This window comes from Streptomyces sp. NPDC127197 (assembly GCF_042672405.1).
In the GTDB taxonomy this organism is placed as follows: domain Bacteria; phylum Actinomycetota; class Actinomycetes; order Streptomycetales; family Streptomycetaceae; genus Streptomyces; species Streptomyces flavusporus.
Map to the genome: position 1 here is coordinate 74408 of NZ_JBHXVG010000022.1, position 18282 is coordinate 92689.

The window sequence follows — 18282 nt, forward strand, 5'->3', positions numbered from 1 at the left end:
TGACTACCAGCGGGAGGCTAATGCCCGGCTCACCCTCTAGTCAAACTTGATTAACGGTTGTCCTCGGGATGCCGGTCCGCCGTCGCAAAGGGGTTCTCCTGACCCTCGGCCAGGACGCCGACGAAAGGGTCGCCTTCCCCGGCGAAGGTGTACGCGCCGCCCTCGATCCGACCGATCAGGCCCAGGGTCCATTCGGCTTCGGCATCCGCGGTGTGGATCCAGAGGTTCATGATCTCGCCGATGTGGCCGAGCTGTTCGGGGCCGTCCTCGGGGACGTAGTGCTCGGTGACGGCGGCGCGCCACTCCTCGATCCGCCGGGTCCGCTCCTTCAGGAGCGCCACCGCCTCCGCCCTCGGCAGGTCGACGATGAACCCGATGGCCGCCGACTTCATGTCCATCTTCTGGTCGTACGAGGTCAGCGCCTCGCGCAGGAGCCGGAAGTACTCCTCGGTGCCCCGGTCGGTGATCTCGTACTCGGTGCGCGGCGGGCCGCCCGCGGTGGACGGGGCGATCTCGTGCGCGTGGAGCAGGCCCTGCTTAGCCATCTGCTTCAGGGCGTGGTAGATCGAGCCGGGCTTGGCGTTGGACCACTCGTGCGCGCCCCAGTACTCCAGGTCGTTGCGCACCTGGTAGCCGTGGGCCCGCCCGTGCTGGCGGACGGCACCCAGCACGAGGAGACGGATCGCTGACATGCCGTCCAGGTTATGACCTCAGGTTCCGGCGAGGGCAACCAGCTCGAAGGCGGTCTTGCCGTCCAGGGACTCACGGTCACGTCATATGGCCGTGCGGCCTACGTGCTCGATGCTGGCCGCCCGTTTTCGGCGAGTTGGTCGGTGACCTGCAGAAGTGCGTCGACGCTGAGCGGGTCATCCTTGAGGTGACCCGCGGCGGCATCGAGGGCCGCGGGCTCCCAGACGACCTGCCAGGTCACTCACTCCTCCCCGCCGCTTCGAGCAGCGCGCGCCGCGCCTCATCATGCGGAATGGGCGCCTTGGCGCGCCCCAGGGCCCTGTCCCGCTCCAGGCGGGCAAGCGCGAGGGCGTCCTCCAGATCTTCCAGCTCGGCGGGGGAGATCAGCACTGCAGCCGGGACACCTCGGTCAGTCAGGGTGATGTGCTCGTGCTGCGCAGCCCGGCGAGCCAGCTCGCCGAGTTTGCCCCGCGCCTCCCCAATGGGATACGTAGCAGACATGCATCTACTGTGCACCTGGATGCATGCCTGCTGTGCCCGGAACCGCCTCCCTAGAACGGAAACCCGCTCCGCCCCCGCTGCACCGAGATCCACTTCAGCGTCGTGAACGCATCCAGCGTCGTCTCGCCGTTCAGGCGGCCCACGCCGGAGTTCTTCTCGCCGCCGAAGGGGACGAGCGGCTCGTCGTGGACAGTGCCGTCGTTGACGTGAAACATGCCGGTGTCGATGCGCTGGGCGAAGCGGATGCCGCGTTCGACGTCACCGGTGTGGACGGCGCCGCTGAGGCCGTACGGGGTGTCGTTGACGAGGCGTACGGCCTCCTCCTCGCCGTCGAAGGGGATGAGGAAGGCGACCGGGCCGAAGACCTCCTGACGCAGCAGACCGGAGTCGGCGGGGATGTCCGTCAGGACCGACGGCTCGACCAGGTTGCCGCTCGTCGTGCCCCGCACCAGGGCCGTGGCGCCCTCGGCGAGCGCCTGCTCGACCGTGCCCGAGATCGACTCCGCCTGGGAGGCGTTGATGACCGGGCCGATGACCGTCTGCGGGTCGCGCGGGTCGCCCGCCTTGAGGGACTTCACCTTGGCGACGAACTTCGCCGTGAACGTGTCGGCGATCGAGCGGTCCACCAGCACGCGGTTGGCGGCCATACAGACCTGCCCCTGATGGACGTACCGGCTGAAGACGGCGGCGTCGACCGCGTAGTCGATGTCGGCGTCGTCGAGGACCACCAGCGCGCTGTTGCCGCCCAGTTCGAGGACCGACCGCTTGAAGTGCTGCGCGCAGACGGTGGCGACGTGGCGGCCGACCTTGTCGGAGCCCGTGAAGGAGATGACCTTGGGGACCGGGTGCGCGAGGAAGGCGTCGCCGATCTCCGCGATGTCCGTGATGACGACGTTGAGCAGACCGGCCGGGAGTCCCGCGTCCTCGAAGAGCTTCGCGATGGCGGAGCCGCCGGCGACGGGCGTGTCCTGGTGGGGCTTGAGCACGACGGCGTTGCCCAGGGCGAGGGCCGGGGCGACCGACTTCAGCGACAGCAGGAACGGGAAGTTGAACGGGCTGATGACACCGACGACGCCGACCGGGAGGCGATAGAGGCGGTTCTCCTTGCCGGGGTCCGGGGAGGGGATGAGGCGGTCCTCGGGGCGCATCGTGAGGCTCGCGGCCTCGCGCAGGAACTCCTTGGCGAGGTGGAGTTCGAAGCCCGCCTTCACATGAGTACCGCCCAGCTCGGCGATGATCACCTCGGTGAGCTCCTGCTCGCGCTCCTCGAGCAGGCGCAGCGCCTTCTCCAGGACGGCACGCCGGGCGAACGGGCCGGCCTCGGCCCACTCCTTCTGGGCCCGGGCGGCCGCACGGTAGGCCTGATCTATCTCGTCGACCGTGGCTATGGTGATCGCCGCGAGCTTCTCACCGTCGTACGGGTTGAAGTCGATGATCTCCCAGGAGCCGGTGCCCGGACGCCACTCGCCGTCGATGTACTGCTGAGCCAGGTCGGTGAAGTAGGACGACATGTGATCCCTCAATCCCCTGCCGCAGGACCAGTCGGAGGCGGCCCGGACGGCACGGCCGTCGTGGACACCCGATCGACTTGTGATCTGATCTCACGTCATCGTACTGATGTCTTACGACAGTTGGAGCAGACCTCGGAGAAGATCCCGGCTCTCGGCCGGACCCGGGCTGTCCCGCTGCAGCTCCTTGAGGGCCTTCTCGTACTGGGCGACGTCCTCGGCCTTGTCGAGGTACAGCGCGCTGGTGAGCTGTTCCAGATACACGACGTCCGACAGGTCGGACTCCGGGAAACCGAGGATGGTGAAGGCGCCGGACTCGCCGGCGTGGCCGCCGAAGCTGAACGGCATGATCTGCAGCCGTACGTTGGGCCGCTCGGAGAACTCGATGAGGTGCTGGAGCTGCCCGCGCATCACCTCGCGGTCGCCGTAGGGGCGGCGCAGGGCGGCCTCGTCCAGGACGATGTGGAAGTCGGGGGCGTTCTCGGAGACGAGGTGCTTCTGCCGCTCCAGGCGCAGCGCCACCCGCTTCTCGACGTCGGACTCGCTCGCGCCCTTCATGCCGCGCCGGACGACCGCGCGCGCGTACGCCTCGGTCTGCAGCAGTCCGTGCACGAACTGCACCTCGTAGGCGCGGATCAGGGAGGCCGCGCCCTCCAGGCCGACATACGTCGGGAACCAGCTCGGCAGGACGTCCGAGTAACTGTGCCACCAGCCCGCGACATTGGCCTCGCGGGCGAGCGAGACCAACGAGGTGCGCTCCGTCTCGTCATTGATCCCGTACAGCGTCAGCAGGTCCTCGACGTCCCTCGTCTTGAAGCTCACCCGGCCCAACTCCATCCGGCTGATCTTCGACTCGGAGGCGCGGATGTGGTATCCCGCCGCCTCGCGCGTGATGCCGCGCGCCTCACGCAGTCGCCTGAGTTGCGAGCCGAGCAGCATCCGCCGCACCACCGATCCGGGCTCTCCCGCGCTCACGTTCGCCAGCCTCCCCAACCGTCTTCAGGGCCCGCAGTCTGCCACTAAAACACTCCGAGCAGTACTCGTCCGATTACACAGACGGAAAGAAGCCGAAGATTCCGCGACCGTCGGGGGAAGGAGAGGGCAAGCGGACGGCCCGAAGTTGGCGGAAAAAATGGCCAACAAGCGGTACGGGAGGGGCCAATTCGGTCGCGTGCACGTGCATCTGCCCTTGCATCTGCTGTACGCATCCGAAACCATGGTCCCGCGCCACCGCTGCATCGCTGACCGCGAATTCCCGGGAGTGCCTCGCATGGGGACGAATGGATCGACCATGCTCGAGCCGTTACGGCAGGGCCTTCCGCCGCTGGATCCCGCGGCCGTGTCCAACGCCGCCTCCTGCGCCCTGCCCGGCCGCTACGAAGCGGTCCGCGAGGCACGGCGGTTCACGCGCGGAACACTCGACCAGTGGGACATCGGGGAACGCTTCGACGACGTCTGCCTGGTGGTCTCCGAACTCGTCACCAACGCCCTGCGCCACGCGCTGCCGACGGCGGGCCCGCGGGCAGCGGAGGAGCCGGCCGTACGGCTGCACCTGATGCGGTGGACCGAGCGGCTGGTGTGCGCGGTGCGCGACCCCAGCAACGACAGTCCGGTCGCGCGCGAGGCCGACGACTTCTCGGCGGAGTCGGGGCGCGGACTGTTCCTGGTCGACTCCTTCTGCGACAGCTGGGGCTGGCATCCGCTCGCGGGCACGCTCAGCGGCAAGGTCGTCTGGGCGCTGTTCCGGCTTCAGCCCGACGGGTGACGAACCGCGGCACTTCTTCGTGCCGCGGTTCTACGCGCGTTACGGAGCGCTGCGTACCGATACGTGTGAGTTGCCCCGGTGGTGGGGCGGGTCAGCCCGCTATCAGGTGATCGAACTCGCCGTCCTTGATGCCGAGGAGCATCGCCTCGATCTCCGCGCGCGTGTAGACGAGGGCAGGGCCGTCCGGGAAGTTCGAGTTGCGCACGGCCACCCGTCCGCCCGGCAGCCGCGCGAACTCCACGCAGGAACCCTGCGAGTTGCTGTGCCGGCTCTTCTGCCAGGCCACGCCGTGCAGCCTCGTGGCGGCCATGCCGTTGTACACGCCGGACGCCGCGGCGCCGTGGTGCACGTCAGCGTCGTACACGTCACCGTCGTACACGTCGTGATCCACAGGTCGCTCCCCGGTGGTGCACTGGCTGGTATGGCCATGGATGCAATGGTCAACTGTGCCGGATCATAACCCTGTTCACGTGCAGATGCATGGGCAGATGCACGTGCACGGGGGGTGTTCCTGCGGTTACAGCTTTGACGACCGCTTTACCGAAACCGTTCCAGCGTCTGCCCCAGGGATCGCAGGACATGCGACCACCGCCCCCCGTCCATGACCTTCGCGCCATCAACTGCGCCGGATCGTCCGGATCGAATCCTTCGTGCACCGGAAGAGACGCGTTCCGCGGCCTTCCTGTTCCAAGACGGCCGACAGAAGAGAGATAGGCGATTCCCTGCGCGTCGGACGCGGGGAATCGCCTACCTGTACGGGTGTGCTCAGCGGCTGGAGTACGGCAGCAGCGCCATCTCCCGTGCGTTCTTGATCGCACGGGCCAGCAGCCGCTGCTGCTGGGCGGTAACGCGCGTGACGCGGCGGCTGCGGATCTTGCCTCGGTCGGAGATGAACTTCCGCAGCAGGTCGGTGTCCTTGTAGTCGATGTACGTGATCTTGGCCTGGTCGAGCGGGTTGGGCCGGTTCTTGGCCGGCTTGCGCTCGGGCTTGCGGGGCATCGGAGTCAGACCTCCAGGAGGGTGTCGAAGGCGGGCGGCAGCCGCTTCCAGGCGTCGCGCCCGGCGGCGTACTCGGCATCGGTCAGCAGGCAGGACTCCAGCAACTGCTCGAGTCCCTCGCGGTCGAGGCCGGGGGACGTGAAGACCAGGTGCTGGCAGCAGTCGCCGTGCTCGGGGTGCCAGTCCAGCGCTGCGGCGGCACGGCGCACCGGCGGCACCATCTCCCAGGCCGCGTCGGGCAGGGAGGCCAGCCATGGGCCCGCGCTCTCCACGCACAGGGCACCGCCGGCCGCGTCCCAGTGCAGCAGCGTGTCCGGTCTGTCGGCGAGCCAGAACCGGCCCCGGCTGCGGGCGGCGGCGCAGGTCAGGTCCTCCAGCGCCTGATAGAGCCGCTCCGGGTGGAAGGGGCGGCGCCGGTGCCATACGAGCGTGGAGACGCCGTGCGCGTCCGCCTCGGCGGGCAGCAGGGCGCACGCCGGGTGCTGGGCCGCGGCGGCCGCCTCGACGTCGAAGCCGGCGAGGGCGGCGTGCGCCAGCAGGGAGCGCGCGCCCGTCAGGTCGCCGTGGCCGATCGGGACCTGACGGGCCGTCGGGTGGAGTTGGGCGAGCAGCTCGCGGTCCTCGTCGTCGGCCTCCGGGGAGTCCAGGACGGCGAGGACGGGGGCGTACTCCAACTGCCGCGCGAAGGTGTCGGCGACGGTGCGCTGGTCGGTGGCCGCGGCGGCGAGGCCGCGCTCGGCGAGGTCGTCGCCGTTGCCGAGGTACGGCAGCAGCAGCGCCGGGTCGACGGCGGTGATCACGCCGGTGACCGTGAGCCCGCCGGACGTGACCACCTCGGCCATGGCCTTCGGTTCGACGGAGTCCCACAGCTCGACGACCGCGAGCGGGGTGCCGCCGGCGTCCGCGAGCCGCCGCAGCTCGGGCACCAGGTCCTCGCGCAGCGCGCAGCACGCGCAGTCGTTGACGAGCGGGGCTTCGCCGGCGTCCCGGATGCCGATGGCGTCGCGGACGGTCCGTACGACCGTGCCGGCCGCGGCCGTCGCCAGGTCGTGGTGGAGTACGACGCTGCCGGACACGTCGGCGAGCAGTTGCTCGACGGCCGCCTTGCGGGCGTCGGCGTGCAGCCCGCCGACGATCACGACGGAGAGCTCGGGCATGGGCTAGCCCTGCTTCCCGTACCGGCGTTCGAAGCGCTCGACGCGTCCGGCGGTGTCCAGGACCCGGGCGGTGCCGGTGTAGAAGGGGTGGCTGACGTTCGAGATCTCGACGTCGACGACCGGGTAGATGTTGCCGTCCTCCCACTCGATCGTCTTGTCGCTCGTCATCGTCGAGCGGGTCAGGAAGGCGTAGTTCGCGGCACGGTCACGGAAGACGACGGGACCGTAGTCCGGGTGGATTCCCTTGCGCATGGCGGCTGGTCAGCGCTCCTCTCGGAAGTCGACGTGGCGGCCGACGACCGGGTCGTACTTGCGCAGGGTCAGGCGGTCCGGGTCGTTGCGGCGGTTCTTGCGGGTGACGTACGTGTAGCCCGTGCCGGCTGTGGACCGGAGCTTGATGACCGGGCGGAGTTCGTTGCGTGCCATGCTGGTACCTTACTGAAAATGAATTCCATTTACACACCCTGAGAGCAGAGAGGTACGTCACCACCGATGTCCGCCCACTGCATGCTGACCGGCGCACAGCCCGGCTTCGGCAACCGCATCTCCCACTCGCACCGGCGCACTTCGCGCCGCTTCGACCCCAACATCCAGACCAAGCGCTACTGGCTGCCCACCGAGGGCCGGTACGTACGCCTGCGGCTGAGCGCCAGGGCGATCAAGACGGTCGACACGATCGGCGTCGAGGCGGCGGTGGCCCGCATCCGCGCGCGCGGAGTGAAGGTCTGAGAGGGCGAGGGAACCGAGATGGCGAAGAAGAGCAAGATCGCGAAGAACGAGCGGCGGCAGGAGATCGTCGCGCGGTACGCCGCACGACGGGCCGAGCTGAAGGAGATCATCCGGCGGCCGTCCTCCACGGAGACCGAACGGCTCGCCGCACAGCGCGAGTTGCGCAAGCAGCCGCGGGACGCCAGCGCCACGCGCGTACGCAACCGGGACCAGGTGGACGGCCGTCCGCGCGGCTACTTCCGAGCGTTCGGGCTGTCCCGGGTGAGTCTGCGGGAGCAGGCGCACGCGGGGTATCTGCCGGGGGTGCGGAAGTCGTCCTGGTAGGGACCGATCCGGTTACGGGCTGGTAGCTTGCTGCGGTCGTACGGCTAACCGGCTCACCACTGGGGGCATGCAGTGACTTCGGCGACCTACGCGCGCGTGCTGGTGCGTCGGCGGGTGCGGATTGCGGCCGCTGCGCTGACGGGCGTGCTCGCGCTGACCGCGTTGACCGCGTGCAGCGACGACGGCTCCACGGACGACTCCGCGCCCAGCCCCAGCGCCTCGTCGGCCGACACCGGCGGTGGTACGGGCGGTGGCGGCAGCAGCGGGTCGCCGTCCGCGGCCGGCGACCTGCAGGGCAGCTGGCTCGCCACGACCGACGGCGAGGCGGTGGCGCTGGTGGTCACCGGTGGCGACGCCGGGCTGTTCGCCACCGGCGGGACCGTGTGCAGCGGGCGCGTGGGCAAGGCCTCGGGCACGCCGACCATCCGTCTCACCTGCCCGGACGGGAGTGATGAGCGCGGGACCGGCACGGTTGACTCCGTCGACGCCACGACTCTGAAGGTGACGTGGGAGGGCGGTCTCGGCGCGGAGACCTACACCAAGGCAGAGGGCGGAAAGCTGCCGTCGGGTCTGCCGACGGCAGGCTGACGCCCGGACCGCTGCGGCGGTCTGCCACGGCCGGATCCGGGTCGTGAGGTCACGTCCCCGACCGCTGCGGTGGGCCGCGGTCGTCCGACGAGGGCGGCGTCGGGTCCAGGGCCTCGGACAGTTCCGTGAGGCAGCGGTGCAGCATGCGGGAGCCGTGGCGTACGACGGGGTCGTCGGCGATGCTCCACATCGGGTCGTCGAGGGCGTCGCGTACGGCGTCCCAGCGTGGGACCCGGCGCTCGCGGACGGCCTTCGCGCCCTTTTCCGTGGCCGTACGCAGAGCGTCGGCGAGGCGGGCGGCAGGTGGGACGGGGCGGGCGTCGCGCTCCGGGAGATGGGCCTCCATCAGCATCGTCACGCGGCCCATCTGCATCAGGGCGTCTTCCGCGTCGTCGGCGGCGACCCGGGACAGGCCGCGCTGGCGTACGGGCTCGTCCGCGGCCCGGGCCACCGCCGCGTGCCAGGCCGCGCGGGCATCGCGCGCGGACAGGAGGGCCTCGCGGACGTCGGGGGCTGCCTTGCCGACGGGTTCGGCGTAGTGCCGTACGACCGCGGCGGTGTACCGGCCCTGCGCGGCCAGCCAGTCGGCGAGGAGGGTGCGCAGGCGCGGTGTCTCCCAGGCCGGGTAGACGGCGTACGCGACCATCGCGAGGAGACCGCCGACAACGGTGAGCAGGATGCGTTCGGGGGCGGTCTGGGTCCATTGCTCGCCGGCCGTGCCGAGCAGGAACACGACGTACGCGGCGATGCAGGCCTGGGCCACGAACTGGGCGGAGCTCATCAGGAGGTACATCAGCCCGGCGCTCGCCACGGCCAGCGCGGCGGAGAGGTGCGGGCCGGCGTGAGTGGCCTGGAGTGCGCCGGTGGCCACGCCCACGCCGATGACCGTACCGGCCAGGCGGGCGACCGCACGGCTGTAGGTCTGGGAGAAGTCCGGGCGCATGATCATGACCGCGGCGAGCGGCGCCCAGTAGCCGTGGCCGAGCGGGAGGGCGGCGCCGAGGAGGTAGCCGGTGGCGGTGACGGCAGTGGAGCGGGTGGCGTGGCGGGTGACCGGTGAGTTCGGGCGGAGTTCCTTGCGGATGGACCTGAGGGCAGCGGGGATCAGTTCCGGGAAGGTGGGGCGGAGGAGGGTCTTCGGGGAGGAGGAAGGGCCGGTCGACGCCTGGGGCGTCGACACGGGTGGGCGTTGCCGGGTGCCTCTGCCGCTCTCGGATGTCGCTACGGGCGGGCGTTGCCTGGTGCCTCCGCCGCCCTTGAGCGTCGATACCTGCTGGAGTCGCCCGGCGCCTCCCCCGCTCGCCGTCTCCACCACGTCCCCCAGCAGACGGCCCAGTCGCGACGCCGCGCGGCGGGCCGGGCCCGTCAGGACGGCGCCCGTGGCCGCGGTGCCGAACGCGGTCACCGCGGCCGGGGGGAGCTCGACCGGGTCGCCGCGGCGGATGGCACCGGCGGCGGCGTCGAGGATGGTGGCCGCCGCACCGAGGAGTTCGCGGACGAGGTCGCGCGCCCGGCCCTTCTCGGGTACGCCGACGGCCGGGTCGGCGAGGGAGGCGAGGACCGGGCGGATACGCTCGGCCAGGCCGCGGGCGCCGTGCAGTTCGGCGGGGCGGCGGCGGGCCTGGCGGGGGGTCACGGCGGCCGCTTCGCGGGCCACCATCAGGGGCAGCGGATCGAAGGGCGCGACGGGGTCGTGGCGCAGCCGACGCGCGTAGTCGGCCTCGGCGGCCAGGGCGTCCGCGAGCGCGTCGCGATGGCGGCCCCAGCGTCGTACCGGAACAAGCACGATCAGTGCCGCCTGCACCAGACCACCGAAGATCATCATGGCCGCATGCCCCGCGGCCTGGGCGACCGAGGTCGGCAGGGTGACCGTCACCAGCATCATCGCCACGTTGGACGAGGCGATCAGGCCGGCCGTCGGGCCCGCGGCCCAGGTCAGGCCGGCCGCGAAGGTCCACAGCACCAGCAGGGCCACGAAGAGGGCGAGGTGGCTGATGGTGAGGTAGCCGAGGAAGGTCGAGACGGCCAGGCTGGTGCCGGAGGCCAGGGCCAGCTCGGGGCGCGGGCGCCAGCTGCGCTGGAAGGTGGCGATCGCCGCCTGGAACGCCCCAAAGGCCGAACTGACCGCCGCCTCGGGCCCCAGCGCCCACATGCTCACCCAGACGGTGATCGCGAGTCCGGCAGCGCCGCGCAGCGCGAGCAGCGGTTCCAGCCGGGTCCGCTGCACACTGAGCCCCGAGCGCGCGGTCTCCCTCAGCGCCCGAAACCAGCTCATTCCGTCAGCGTACGGGACATATTGCGCATGTCAGACGGAACATGTGGGGGTGCCCTCCGGGTGCGCGATCGACGAGTCAGTCCAGGCGGCGGCGCGACCTGACCTCCGCCCGGTCCGCGGCGTGTGCCCCCTCCGTCCAGCCGACCGCGTCACTGACTCCGCGCAGCCGGGTCGTGGTCGTCTCCGGGAACATGCTCTCCAGACGACCGGTGACCGCGACCTCGCGGGAGGCCAGAACCGGGAGCAGGTCGTCGGTCACCTGGGTCTCGGCGGCGACCTCGAGACGGGTGCCGATGCGGTGGGCGTAGGCGGCGAGGAAGGACTGCCGGAACGTTTTCGTGCGCTTGCGGCCGCCCTTACGCTGGGCCGCCTCCGCCTTCGTCATCGCCGTCGTGGCCTGCACGAGGAGCGAGGTGTAGAGGAGGTCGACCACCTCCAGGTCGGGTTCGAAGCCGACGACGGTGGAGAAGCCGAGGGGCTCGTTCCACACCGCCCGGCAGTGGTTTGCGGCGGCGACCGCGTCGAGGAGGACCGCCTTGGCCTGCTCGTACGGCGGGTCGACACCGATCCGGCAGGCGGCGGGCTCGTCGGCGGCCGGCGCGCCCGCGGCGAGCAGCGCCTCGTCGATGCTGTGCCGGGCCATCAGCTCCTGCGCCTTCGCGCTGAGCGCCTCCGCCTCGTCCGGGTAGCCGGTCGCCTCCGCCTTGGCGAGCAGGGCGCGGATGCGGGTCAGCGCGCGTGACTCGGGCCTGGACCGTCGCGGCTCGTCGAGAACTTCCAGGGTGGGCAGGCGGAGCAGCAGGCGGTACAGCTCCAGGACGGCGGTGGCGTACGTGAAGCGGTCCGAGCCGGGCGGGGTGACGGTGGGCCGGTCGGTACGCCGGCCCTCCGGCTCGGCCAGCCGGGCGAGCTGGGCGGCCCAGCGGGGGCCGCGCGGGCGGTCGTGCGGTGCCTGCTGGAGGATCAGCGCCGATACGAGTCGTACGTGCACGTCGTCCAATTCGCGGCGGACGATCCGCACGACGTCGGCGGGCTGCCATCCGCGCCGCCAGGCCGCCGCGACGAACTCCGCCCCGCGCCGGGCCAGTTCCGCGTCCGCCGCCGGGTCGGCCGCGAGCAGCGACGCGCCGGTGTCGAGGGCGGTGTCGTCGTCCGTACGGGCGTACAGGGCGGCCTCGAAGGCGCGATCGACGGTGCTGCTCTTGTCCACGCGCCTGATCGTGTCACGCGCGTGGGGTTCCCTATGATGTCAACTCGGGGTTGACGCCCGAGAGGCGTCAACCTACGGTTGACACATGGCGACGAACCCCAACATCACGTCATCCATTCGTCTCGACGATCTGATCGCGGCCATCAAGAAGGTCCACGACGAACCCCTCGACCAGCTCCAGGACGCCGTGATCGCCGGGGAACACCTGGGCGACGTGGCCGACCACCTGATCGGCCACTTCGTCGACCAGGCCCGGCGTTCCGGGGCGTCCTGGACGGACATCGGCAAGAGCATGGGCGTCACCCGGCAGGCCGCGCAGAAGCGCTTTGTACCCAAGGAGTCGACCGACCTCGACCCCAGCCAGGGCTTCAGCCGCTACACCCCCCGGGCCCGCCAGGTGGTCGTGGCCTCGCACACCGAGGCCAAGGTCGCGCAGCACGCCGAGGGCCTGCCCGCCCATCTGATCCTGGGCCTGCTCACGGAACCGGAAGGGCTGGGCGCACAGGCGATCACCGCGCTGGGCGTCTCTCTGGACACCGTCCGCGACGCGGCCAGGGCGACACTCCCGCCCGCCGTCGAGAACGCCCCCGAGCTCGTCCCGTACGGCTCGGACTCCAAGAAGGTCCTGGAACTCACCTTCCGCGAGGCCCTCCGCCTCGGCCACAACTACGTCGGCACCGAGCACCTCCTGCTGGCCCTCCTGGAGTTCGAGAACGGCGAGGGCGTCCTCTCCGGCCTCGGCATCACCAAGCCGGCGGTGGAGACGTACGTCACCGAGGCCCTCGCGAAGCTGGTGAGGGAGCGGCAGGGGGGTGGCGAAGCGGAGTGAGGCCCGGGGCCGGCGCGCGAAGGCCGTCCGGCTCCCGAGCCCCGAGGGCCGGCGGCCGATACCGAGGGCCGGCGCCCCGCTGCCAGACCCGTGCCCAAAAGCCCTCCTGCCGCCAAGCCCCGAAGGCCGGTGTCCGAAAGCCGTCCGATCGCCGGGGCGGCCGCGTTGTCAGACCCTGCTGCCACACTCGCAAGCATGGCCGAACGTTGGGCGCTCGCTCCGGCCGAGGACGGCGGTGTGGAGCTCGCCTCCCTCGGTCCGGACGGGCTGCCCGTCGGGGCGGTGCGGCGGGAGCCGGACCTCGTGGCGGCGGTGCGGACCCGGCCGGACGTCACGCGGTGGGTGTGGCGGTCCACCGCCGAGGTCTATCCGCGTCTGCTCGCCGCGGGGGTGCGAGTGGAGCGGTGCTACGACATCGAGGACGCCGAGACCCTCCTCCTCGGCCATGAGGGGCGGTACGGCGAGCCACGCTCGGCCGCCGCGGCCCTGGCCCGCCTGCGCGGCGGCCCCGTACCGCCCGATCCGCCCCTGCGGTCCGCCGAACCGGGCGCGCAGTCCCCGCTGTTCGAGCCACAGGGCGTCCGGCTGCCGCTCGACGACCTCCTCGCCGTGTACGCCGAGCAGCAGCGGCGGCATGACGCAGCCGCGCATCCGGACCGGATGCGGCTGCTCACGGCAGCCGAGTCGGCGGGCATGCTGGTGGCGGCCGAGATGAACCGCGCGGGGCTGCCGTGGAGCGCGCAGGTGCACCGCGAGGTGCTGCACGACCTGCTCGGCGAGCGGTACGCGGGCGGTGGCGAACCCCGCCGGCTGGCCGAGCTCGCGGACGAGGTGTCCGCCGCCTTCGGCCGCCGGGTGCGCCCCGATCTGCCCGCCGACGTGGTCAGGGCCTTCGCACAGGCCGGGATCAAGGTCGGTTCCACGCGGCGCTGGGAGATCGAGTCCCTCGACCACCCGGCGGTGAAACCGCTGGTCGAGTACAAGAAGCTGTACCGCATCTGGGTCGCCCACGGCTGGTCCTGGCTCCAGGACTGGGTGCGCGACGGGCGCTTCCGGCCGGAGTTCCTCGCGGGCGGCACCGTCACCGGACGCTGGGTCACCAACGGCGGGGGCGGGCTCCAGATCCCCAAGGTCATCCGCCGTGCCGTCGTCGCCGACCCCGACTGGCGGCTCGTCGTCGCAGACGCCGACCAGATGGAGCCGCGCGTGCTGGCGGCGATCTCGCGCGACCCCGGCCTCATGGAGGTGGCCGGCCGGGAGACCGACCTGTACCAGTCCGTCTCCGACCGCGCCTTCTCCGGCGACCGCGCCCAGGCCAAGCTCGCCGTGCTCGGCGCCATCTACGGCCAGACCTCCGGCGACGGCCTGAAGAACCTCGCCGCCCTCAGACGCCGCTTCCCCAAGGCGGTGGCGTACGTCGACGAGGCTGCCCGGGCGGGCGAGGAGGGCCGACTGGTGCGGACGTGGCTGGGGCGGACCTGCCCGCCGGCCGCCGGGGCGAGCGACGCCGCCGAGGAGGCGGGCATCCCCCAGGACGACCCGGGCGAGGCCGTCGCCGGCGGCCAGGAATGGGTCCCCGGCTACGCCTCCACCAACGCCCGCGCCCGCGGTCGCTTCGCCCGCAACTTCGTCGTCCAGGGCAGCGCCGCCGACTGGACCCTGCTGCTGCTCGCCGCACTGCGGCGAACCTGCGCGGACCTGGCCGCCGAACTGGTCTTCTTCCAGCATGACGAGGTGATCGTGCACTGCCCTCAGGAGGAGGCCGAGGCGGTCGTGGCGGCGATCCGGGAGGCGGCGGAGCTGGCCGCGCGGCTCACCTTCGGGGAGACACCGGTGCGGTTTCCGTTCACGACGGCGGTGGTGGAGTGCTACGCGGACGCGAAGTGACGTCAGGTGGCAAAACTCGAATGCGCCGGGCGCTTCGGCAGACTCGGCCTGCTCACTCGACCGGGTCCGCTCCTGCGCCTGAGGAGATCAGCTCCCTGAGCTCCCCGACGATCGCCCGTTCGTCCGTTCCGTCCAGGGCGGCAAGGGCCGAGCGCCACTCCTCGTACGCCTCCTCGGCCCGCCCCTGGTCACGCAGCAGCAGACCGTGCTGGTGGCGGGCGAGGCCGCCGGTGTAGCAGTCGGCGCGGGCCTCCGCGCGGCGCAGCAGCTCCGCGCACTCGCGACCGGCGCGTTCGGCGTGACCGAGCAGCCGCAGGGCGCGGACCAGGCCGAGCCGGGTCTGGGACTCGCCGTGCCAGTCGCCGTGACCGCCGAGGATGCGCAGGCTCTCCTCGAAGTGCTCCGCGGCGGCGGCCGGTTCACCGAGCGTGAGGTGGGCGTAGCCGATGTTGCAGTGCGCGGAGTGCTGCACGATGACGGCGCCGACCTCGACGCCGATGGCGAGCGAGCGCCGGTGCTGTTCAATGGCGGCGCGGGGGTCTGTGTGCTCGTACAGGTTGCCGAGATGGCTGTAGGTGACGGCCTCGCCGTACGGGTCGTCCAGCTGCCGGGAGTACTCCAGGCTCTGCCGCAGCGCGTCCTCGGACTCGGCGTACCGGCCCAGCCCCTCCAGCAGCAGCCCGCGGTTGTTGAGGCAGCGCCGGATCCAGGAGACGGTACCGAGCCGCCGCCAGATCTCCAGCGCCCGGTCGTTGAGCGCGAGCGCCTCGCTCTGACGTCCGGTCAAGAAGTGCAGCCCGGCGAGGTCGCCCAGCGCATACGCCTCGGCCGCCGCGTCCTCGAGCCGCCGCGCCAGATCGAGCGCGGCCCGCCCGAGCAACTCCATCTCGGCGACGCGACCGCTGCGCTGGACGTAAGGGAAGAGCAGACGGAGGAGGGTGGAGAGCCAGGCCGGTCGGTTGTCCGGGCGTCGGCTGCGGTCCGGGCCGCGGTCGCCCGAGCCTCGACGCCGCGCGTCCAGCCGCCGATCAGCCGGCCGTCGGCCATCCAGGCGTCCGTCGTCCGCGCCCGGGTCAGCCCCCGCGTGCGCATGGCGCTCGACCAGCGCGACGACATTGGCGAGCTCGGCATCCCCCCAGGCGAAGGCCGTTTCCGGGCTGTCGAACGGAGGAACCGTTCCCACCTGGGAGGCGTGTTCGGCGGGCTGGGCCGCGGTCGGGCGGCGGCGGTCGTCCTGGTCGAGGCCAGGTTCGACGATGGCGGTGAGGATGCGCTCGGCGACGGCGGCGTACCAGCGCAGGGCGGTCTCGGCCATGTCGTCGCCCTGGTCCGCCGCCGCAAGCTCACGGGCGAAGTCCCGGACGAGGTCGTGGGGTGCGTAGCGGCCGTACGCCGTCTCCTCCAGGAGCGCCACGTCGACCAGCCGGTCCAGCGCGGCCTCGGCACGCCGCTCGTCGGTGCCGGTGAGCCGGGCGAGCAGCGGCGCACCGTAGGCGGGCAGATCCAGCGCGCCGATGCGCCGCAGCGCCAGCGCCGCGTCCCGGTCGGCTTCTCGGTCGGAGGCGGCGAGCGCGTCGTGCGCGACGGCGAGGGAGCGGCGCACGCTCAGGTCGTCGTACTCCAGATGGTGCAACCGCCCTTTGGTGGCGGCCAGTTGCCCGGCGAGCACGTCCGGGGTGAGCGCCCGGCGGGCGGCGAGCCGGGCCGCGACGACGCGCAGGGCGAGCGGGAGCCGTCCGGTGAGTTCGACGAGCGGGTGGGCGGCGTCGAGGCCGTCCCGTCCGGAGACTGCGCGCAGCAGCTCCGCGCTCTCCGCGTCGGTCAGCGGCGCGAGCGGGAAGCGGCGGGCACCGTCGAGGGCGGTCAGCGGGGACCGGCTGGTGACGATCACCGCGCAGCCGGCGCCGGCCGGCAGCAGCGGCCGTACCTGCGCAGCGCTCGCGGCGTCGTCCAGCACCATCAGCGTGCGCGTCGGCGCGAGCAGGGAGCGCAGCAACGCTGCTGCCGCATCGGGGTGTTCGGGGATACGGCGGGGCTCGGTACCGAGGTCGCGGAGCAGGGCGGTGAGCGCCTGGCCGGGGGGAAGGGGGGTCATGCCCGGAGTGGCGCCGTGCAGGTTGACGTAGAGCTGCCCATCGGCGAAACGTTCCGCCAGCCCATGCGCCACATGCAGCGCGAGCGCACTCTTGCCGACACCGGCCATACCGCTGACGACGGCCACGGCGGCCGGCGCAGCGAGAGCTCGACGCAGTGCGTCCCGTACGCCGTGTCGGCCGGTGAAATGCCCGGGAAGGGGCGGGAGTTGGGAGGGACGGGGAACGCGAGGCCCGGCGTCGGCCACCGGCCCGTCCCCCACGGACGGATCACCGGCACCGGCGGAACCACCGTCGCACACCCCGCCGCCGTGCCGCTCCTCACCACCCACGGCCGTACCCCCCGTAACCTCGTCGGACGGCCCCCGCGAACCGCCCTCCGCAGCCCCCCGCAACACCTCCATATGCGCCTCCCGCACCCCTGCCCCCGGCTCGACCCCCAGCTCCTCGACGAGCCGGGCGCGAAGATCGCGATGGACGGCCAGCGCCTCCGCACGGCGGCCGGTGCGGTGCAGGGCGAGCATCAGCTGGCGGTGGTACGCCTCCCGCAGCGGATACTCGGCGGCCAGTGCCGCCAACTCCGGTACGACACCGGCGAGTCGCTCACCCCCGAGGGCCAGCTCGGCGTCGTACCGCCACTCCAGCAGGAGCAGCCGCGCCTCGATCAGCCGCTGCACGAAGGCGTACCCGCCCACCTCGGGCGGCAGCCCGCTCAGCGGCGCACCCCGCCACAGCGCGAGCGCCCCCGCGCACTCGTGCACCGTGCGCTCCCAGTCCCGCCCGGCGTGCGCGGCGCGCGCCGCGGCGACATGCGCCTCGAAGACATGGACGTCCAGCTCGCCCTGTTCGACCCGCAGCAGGTACCCCGGCTGCACTGCGCGCAACCGTTCGGGATCGTCGAGCAGCCGGCGCAGCCGGGCGACATGGTTGTGCAGGGAGGCGTGCGCGGAGGCAGGGGGCGCCCCGCCCCACAACGCGTCCTTCAGCGACTCGACCGGAACGACCCGACCGGCTTCCAACAGCAGCGCGGCGAGCAGAACACGCACCTTGGCACTACGGACGGCGCGCACCGCGAGCGCCGGCCGCCCGGCGCCCACACCCGCGCTCCGCGCTCGTGCCCCACCTGCGCTCGCACCCCGCGCACCCACGCGCCGAGCAGCAACCGCACTCCCCGCGGCCCTGGCGCTGCCGACACCACCAGCGGCTCCAGCTGCTCCAAGCTCCCCAGCGCCTGCGGCGTCGTCCGCCCCACAGGGCTCGCAGTACTCCGCCTCACAGGGCTCGTACAGCACAGGCGGCCCCAGCAAACCGAACCGCAGTCCGAACCGAGGCCCGCACCGCAGTTCGTCCCGCATCACACCGCCCACAGCCTTCCCGCGCGCCCGCGCCGCCCGACCGCGCTCCACGACGGAGGACCACCATTCCTGGCGGATTTCCGCCCTCGTCACGGCGGTTTCCCGCCACCCGCACCATGACGGCCTCCGCCGGAGTCCGCTACCGTTCCGGCCGTTTCCCGGTACCGATCCCGGCACCGCCTGGCGACTTCACGCCAATTGGCCGACAACGACATGGAGAACCGTTGGCCATATGTTAGCGATCCGTTGGTGGGGCCTGATGTGATCACTACAACGGATCTGGCCCGACGGTGCGCGCGTCACGCGCCGCTCGGGGGAGTGTCGCCGCCGCGGCCGGATCCGGGGACGCCCGTGGGCTCCGGTCGGCTGAGG

The 18282-nt window shown here is 71.9% G+C and carries 18 protein-coding genes; 6 read left to right on the forward strand and 12 right to left on the reverse strand.

Annotated features, from left to right (window positions below):
- Positions 1–50: 50 nt before the first annotated feature.
- From ACFVJQ_RS29365 to ACFVJQ_RS29380, 4 genes are all read right to left on the reverse strand, one after another.
- The gene (locus ACFVJQ_RS29365) at positions 51–692 is read right to left on the reverse strand and encodes a PadR family transcriptional regulator (protein WP_385513233.1); all 642 of its coding nucleotides are present in this window, start codon (positions 690–692) and stop codon (positions 51–53) included.
- A gap of 235 nt (positions 693–927) precedes the next feature.
- On the reverse strand, positions 928–1191 hold the full coding sequence (locus ACFVJQ_RS29370) for a type II toxin-antitoxin system prevent-host-death family antitoxin (protein ID WP_385788455.1): 264 nt from the start codon (positions 1189–1191) through the stop codon (positions 928–930).
- 50 nt (positions 1192–1241) lie between these two features.
- Positions 1242–2702, reverse strand: coding sequence for an aldehyde dehydrogenase family protein (locus ACFVJQ_RS29375; protein ID WP_385788458.1), 1461 nt, complete (start codon positions 2700–2702; stop codon positions 1242–1244).
- Between the two features lie 111 nt (positions 2703–2813).
- Positions 2814–3638, reverse strand: coding sequence for a helix-turn-helix domain-containing protein (locus ACFVJQ_RS29380; protein WP_385788582.1), 825 nt, complete (start codon positions 3636–3638; stop codon positions 2814–2816).
- Between the two features lie 331 nt (positions 3639–3969).
- Between ACFVJQ_RS29380 and ACFVJQ_RS29385 the strand changes: the two genes are divergently transcribed.
- Complete coding sequence (locus tag ACFVJQ_RS29385) at positions 3970–4464, forward strand: ATP-binding protein (RefSeq protein ID WP_385513237.1); 495 nt, start codon at positions 3970–3972, stop codon at positions 4462–4464.
- 91 nt (positions 4465–4555) lie between these two features.
- Here ACFVJQ_RS29385 and ACFVJQ_RS29390 read toward each other — a convergent pair whose 3' ends face one another.
- The 5 genes from ACFVJQ_RS29390 to rpmG all read right to left on the reverse strand — a co-directional run bounded on the left by ACFVJQ_RS29390 (position 4556) and on the right by rpmG (position 7046).
- Positions 4556–4855 carry a DUF397 domain-containing protein gene (locus tag ACFVJQ_RS29390; protein ID WP_385513238.1) on the reverse strand — a complete coding sequence of 100 codons (300 nt, stop codon included), beginning with the start codon at positions 4853–4855 and terminating at the stop codon, positions 4556–4558.
- 374 nt (positions 4856–5229) lie between these two features.
- Entirely contained in the window at positions 5230–5463 is a 234-nt protein-coding gene (gene rpsR / locus ACFVJQ_RS29395) for a 30S ribosomal protein S18 (protein WP_224737353.1), read from the reverse strand.
- Positions 5464–5468: 5 nt separating this feature from the next.
- The gene (locus ACFVJQ_RS29400; protein WP_385788462.1) at positions 5469–6620 is read right to left on the reverse strand and encodes a CobW family GTP-binding protein; all 1152 of its coding nucleotides are present in this window, start codon (positions 6618–6620) and stop codon (positions 5469–5471) included.
- A gap of 3 nt (positions 6621–6623) precedes the next feature.
- Positions 6624–6872, reverse strand: a complete 249-nt coding sequence (locus ACFVJQ_RS29405; protein WP_385513240.1) for a type B 50S ribosomal protein L31 — start codon at positions 6870–6872, stop codon at positions 6624–6626.
- Positions 6873–6881: 9 nt separating this feature from the next.
- The gene (rpmG, locus tag ACFVJQ_RS29410; RefSeq protein ID WP_009192555.1) at positions 6882–7046 is read right to left on the reverse strand and encodes a 50S ribosomal protein L33; all 165 of its coding nucleotides are present in this window, start codon (positions 7044–7046) and stop codon (positions 6882–6884) included.
- 66 nt (positions 7047–7112) lie between these two features.
- Between rpmG and rpmB the strand changes: the two genes are divergently transcribed.
- The 3 genes from rpmB to ACFVJQ_RS29425 all read left to right on the forward strand — a co-directional run bounded on the left by rpmB (position 7113) and on the right by ACFVJQ_RS29425 (position 8261).
- Positions 7113–7349: a 50S ribosomal protein L28 gene (rpmB, locus tag ACFVJQ_RS29415; RefSeq protein WP_129799523.1), complete on the forward strand. Its 237-nt coding sequence runs from the start codon at positions 7113–7115 to the stop codon at positions 7347–7349.
- A gap of 18 nt (positions 7350–7367) precedes the next feature.
- Positions 7368–7673: a 30S ribosomal protein S14 gene (gene rpsN / locus ACFVJQ_RS29420; RefSeq protein WP_385513241.1), complete on the forward strand. Its 306-nt coding sequence runs from the start codon at positions 7368–7370 to the stop codon at positions 7671–7673.
- 72 nt (positions 7674–7745) lie between these two features.
- Entirely contained in the window at positions 7746–8261 is a 516-nt protein-coding gene (locus ACFVJQ_RS29425) for a hypothetical protein (protein ID WP_385513242.1), read from the forward strand.
- Between the two features lie 49 nt (positions 8262–8310).
- Here ACFVJQ_RS29425 and ACFVJQ_RS29430 read toward each other — a convergent pair whose 3' ends face one another.
- A complete protein-coding gene (locus ACFVJQ_RS29430; RefSeq protein ID WP_385788468.1) occupies positions 8311–10536 on the reverse strand; it encodes an FUSC family protein in 2226 nt (741 codons plus the stop codon).
- Positions 10537–10612: 76 nt separating this feature from the next.
- Entirely contained in the window at positions 10613–11746 is a 1134-nt protein-coding gene (locus ACFVJQ_RS29435) for a DUF2786 domain-containing protein (RefSeq protein WP_385788471.1), read from the reverse strand.
- Between the two features lie 85 nt (positions 11747–11831).
- Here ACFVJQ_RS29435 and ACFVJQ_RS29440 point away from each other — a divergent pair, with 85 nt between their 5' ends.
- Both ACFVJQ_RS29440 and ACFVJQ_RS29445 read left to right on the forward strand, forming a co-directional pair.
- Positions 11832–12575 (forward strand): Clp protease N-terminal domain-containing protein, encoded by a 744-nt coding sequence (locus ACFVJQ_RS29440; protein WP_385513245.1) that lies wholly within the window; start codon positions 11832–11834, stop codon positions 12573–12575.
- A 195-nt stretch (positions 12576–12770) separates the two neighbouring features.
- Complete coding sequence (locus ACFVJQ_RS29445; protein WP_385788474.1) at positions 12771–14462, forward strand: bifunctional 3'-5' exonuclease/DNA polymerase; 1692 nt, start codon at positions 12771–12773, stop codon at positions 14460–14462.
- Positions 14463–14514: 52 nt separating this feature from the next.
- Here ACFVJQ_RS29445 and ACFVJQ_RS29450 read toward each other — a convergent pair whose 3' ends face one another.
- Positions 14515–17910, reverse strand: a complete 3396-nt coding sequence (locus ACFVJQ_RS29450; RefSeq protein WP_385788584.1) for a BTAD domain-containing putative transcriptional regulator — start codon at positions 17908–17910, stop codon at positions 14515–14517.
- Positions 17911–18282: the final 372 nt, after the last annotated feature.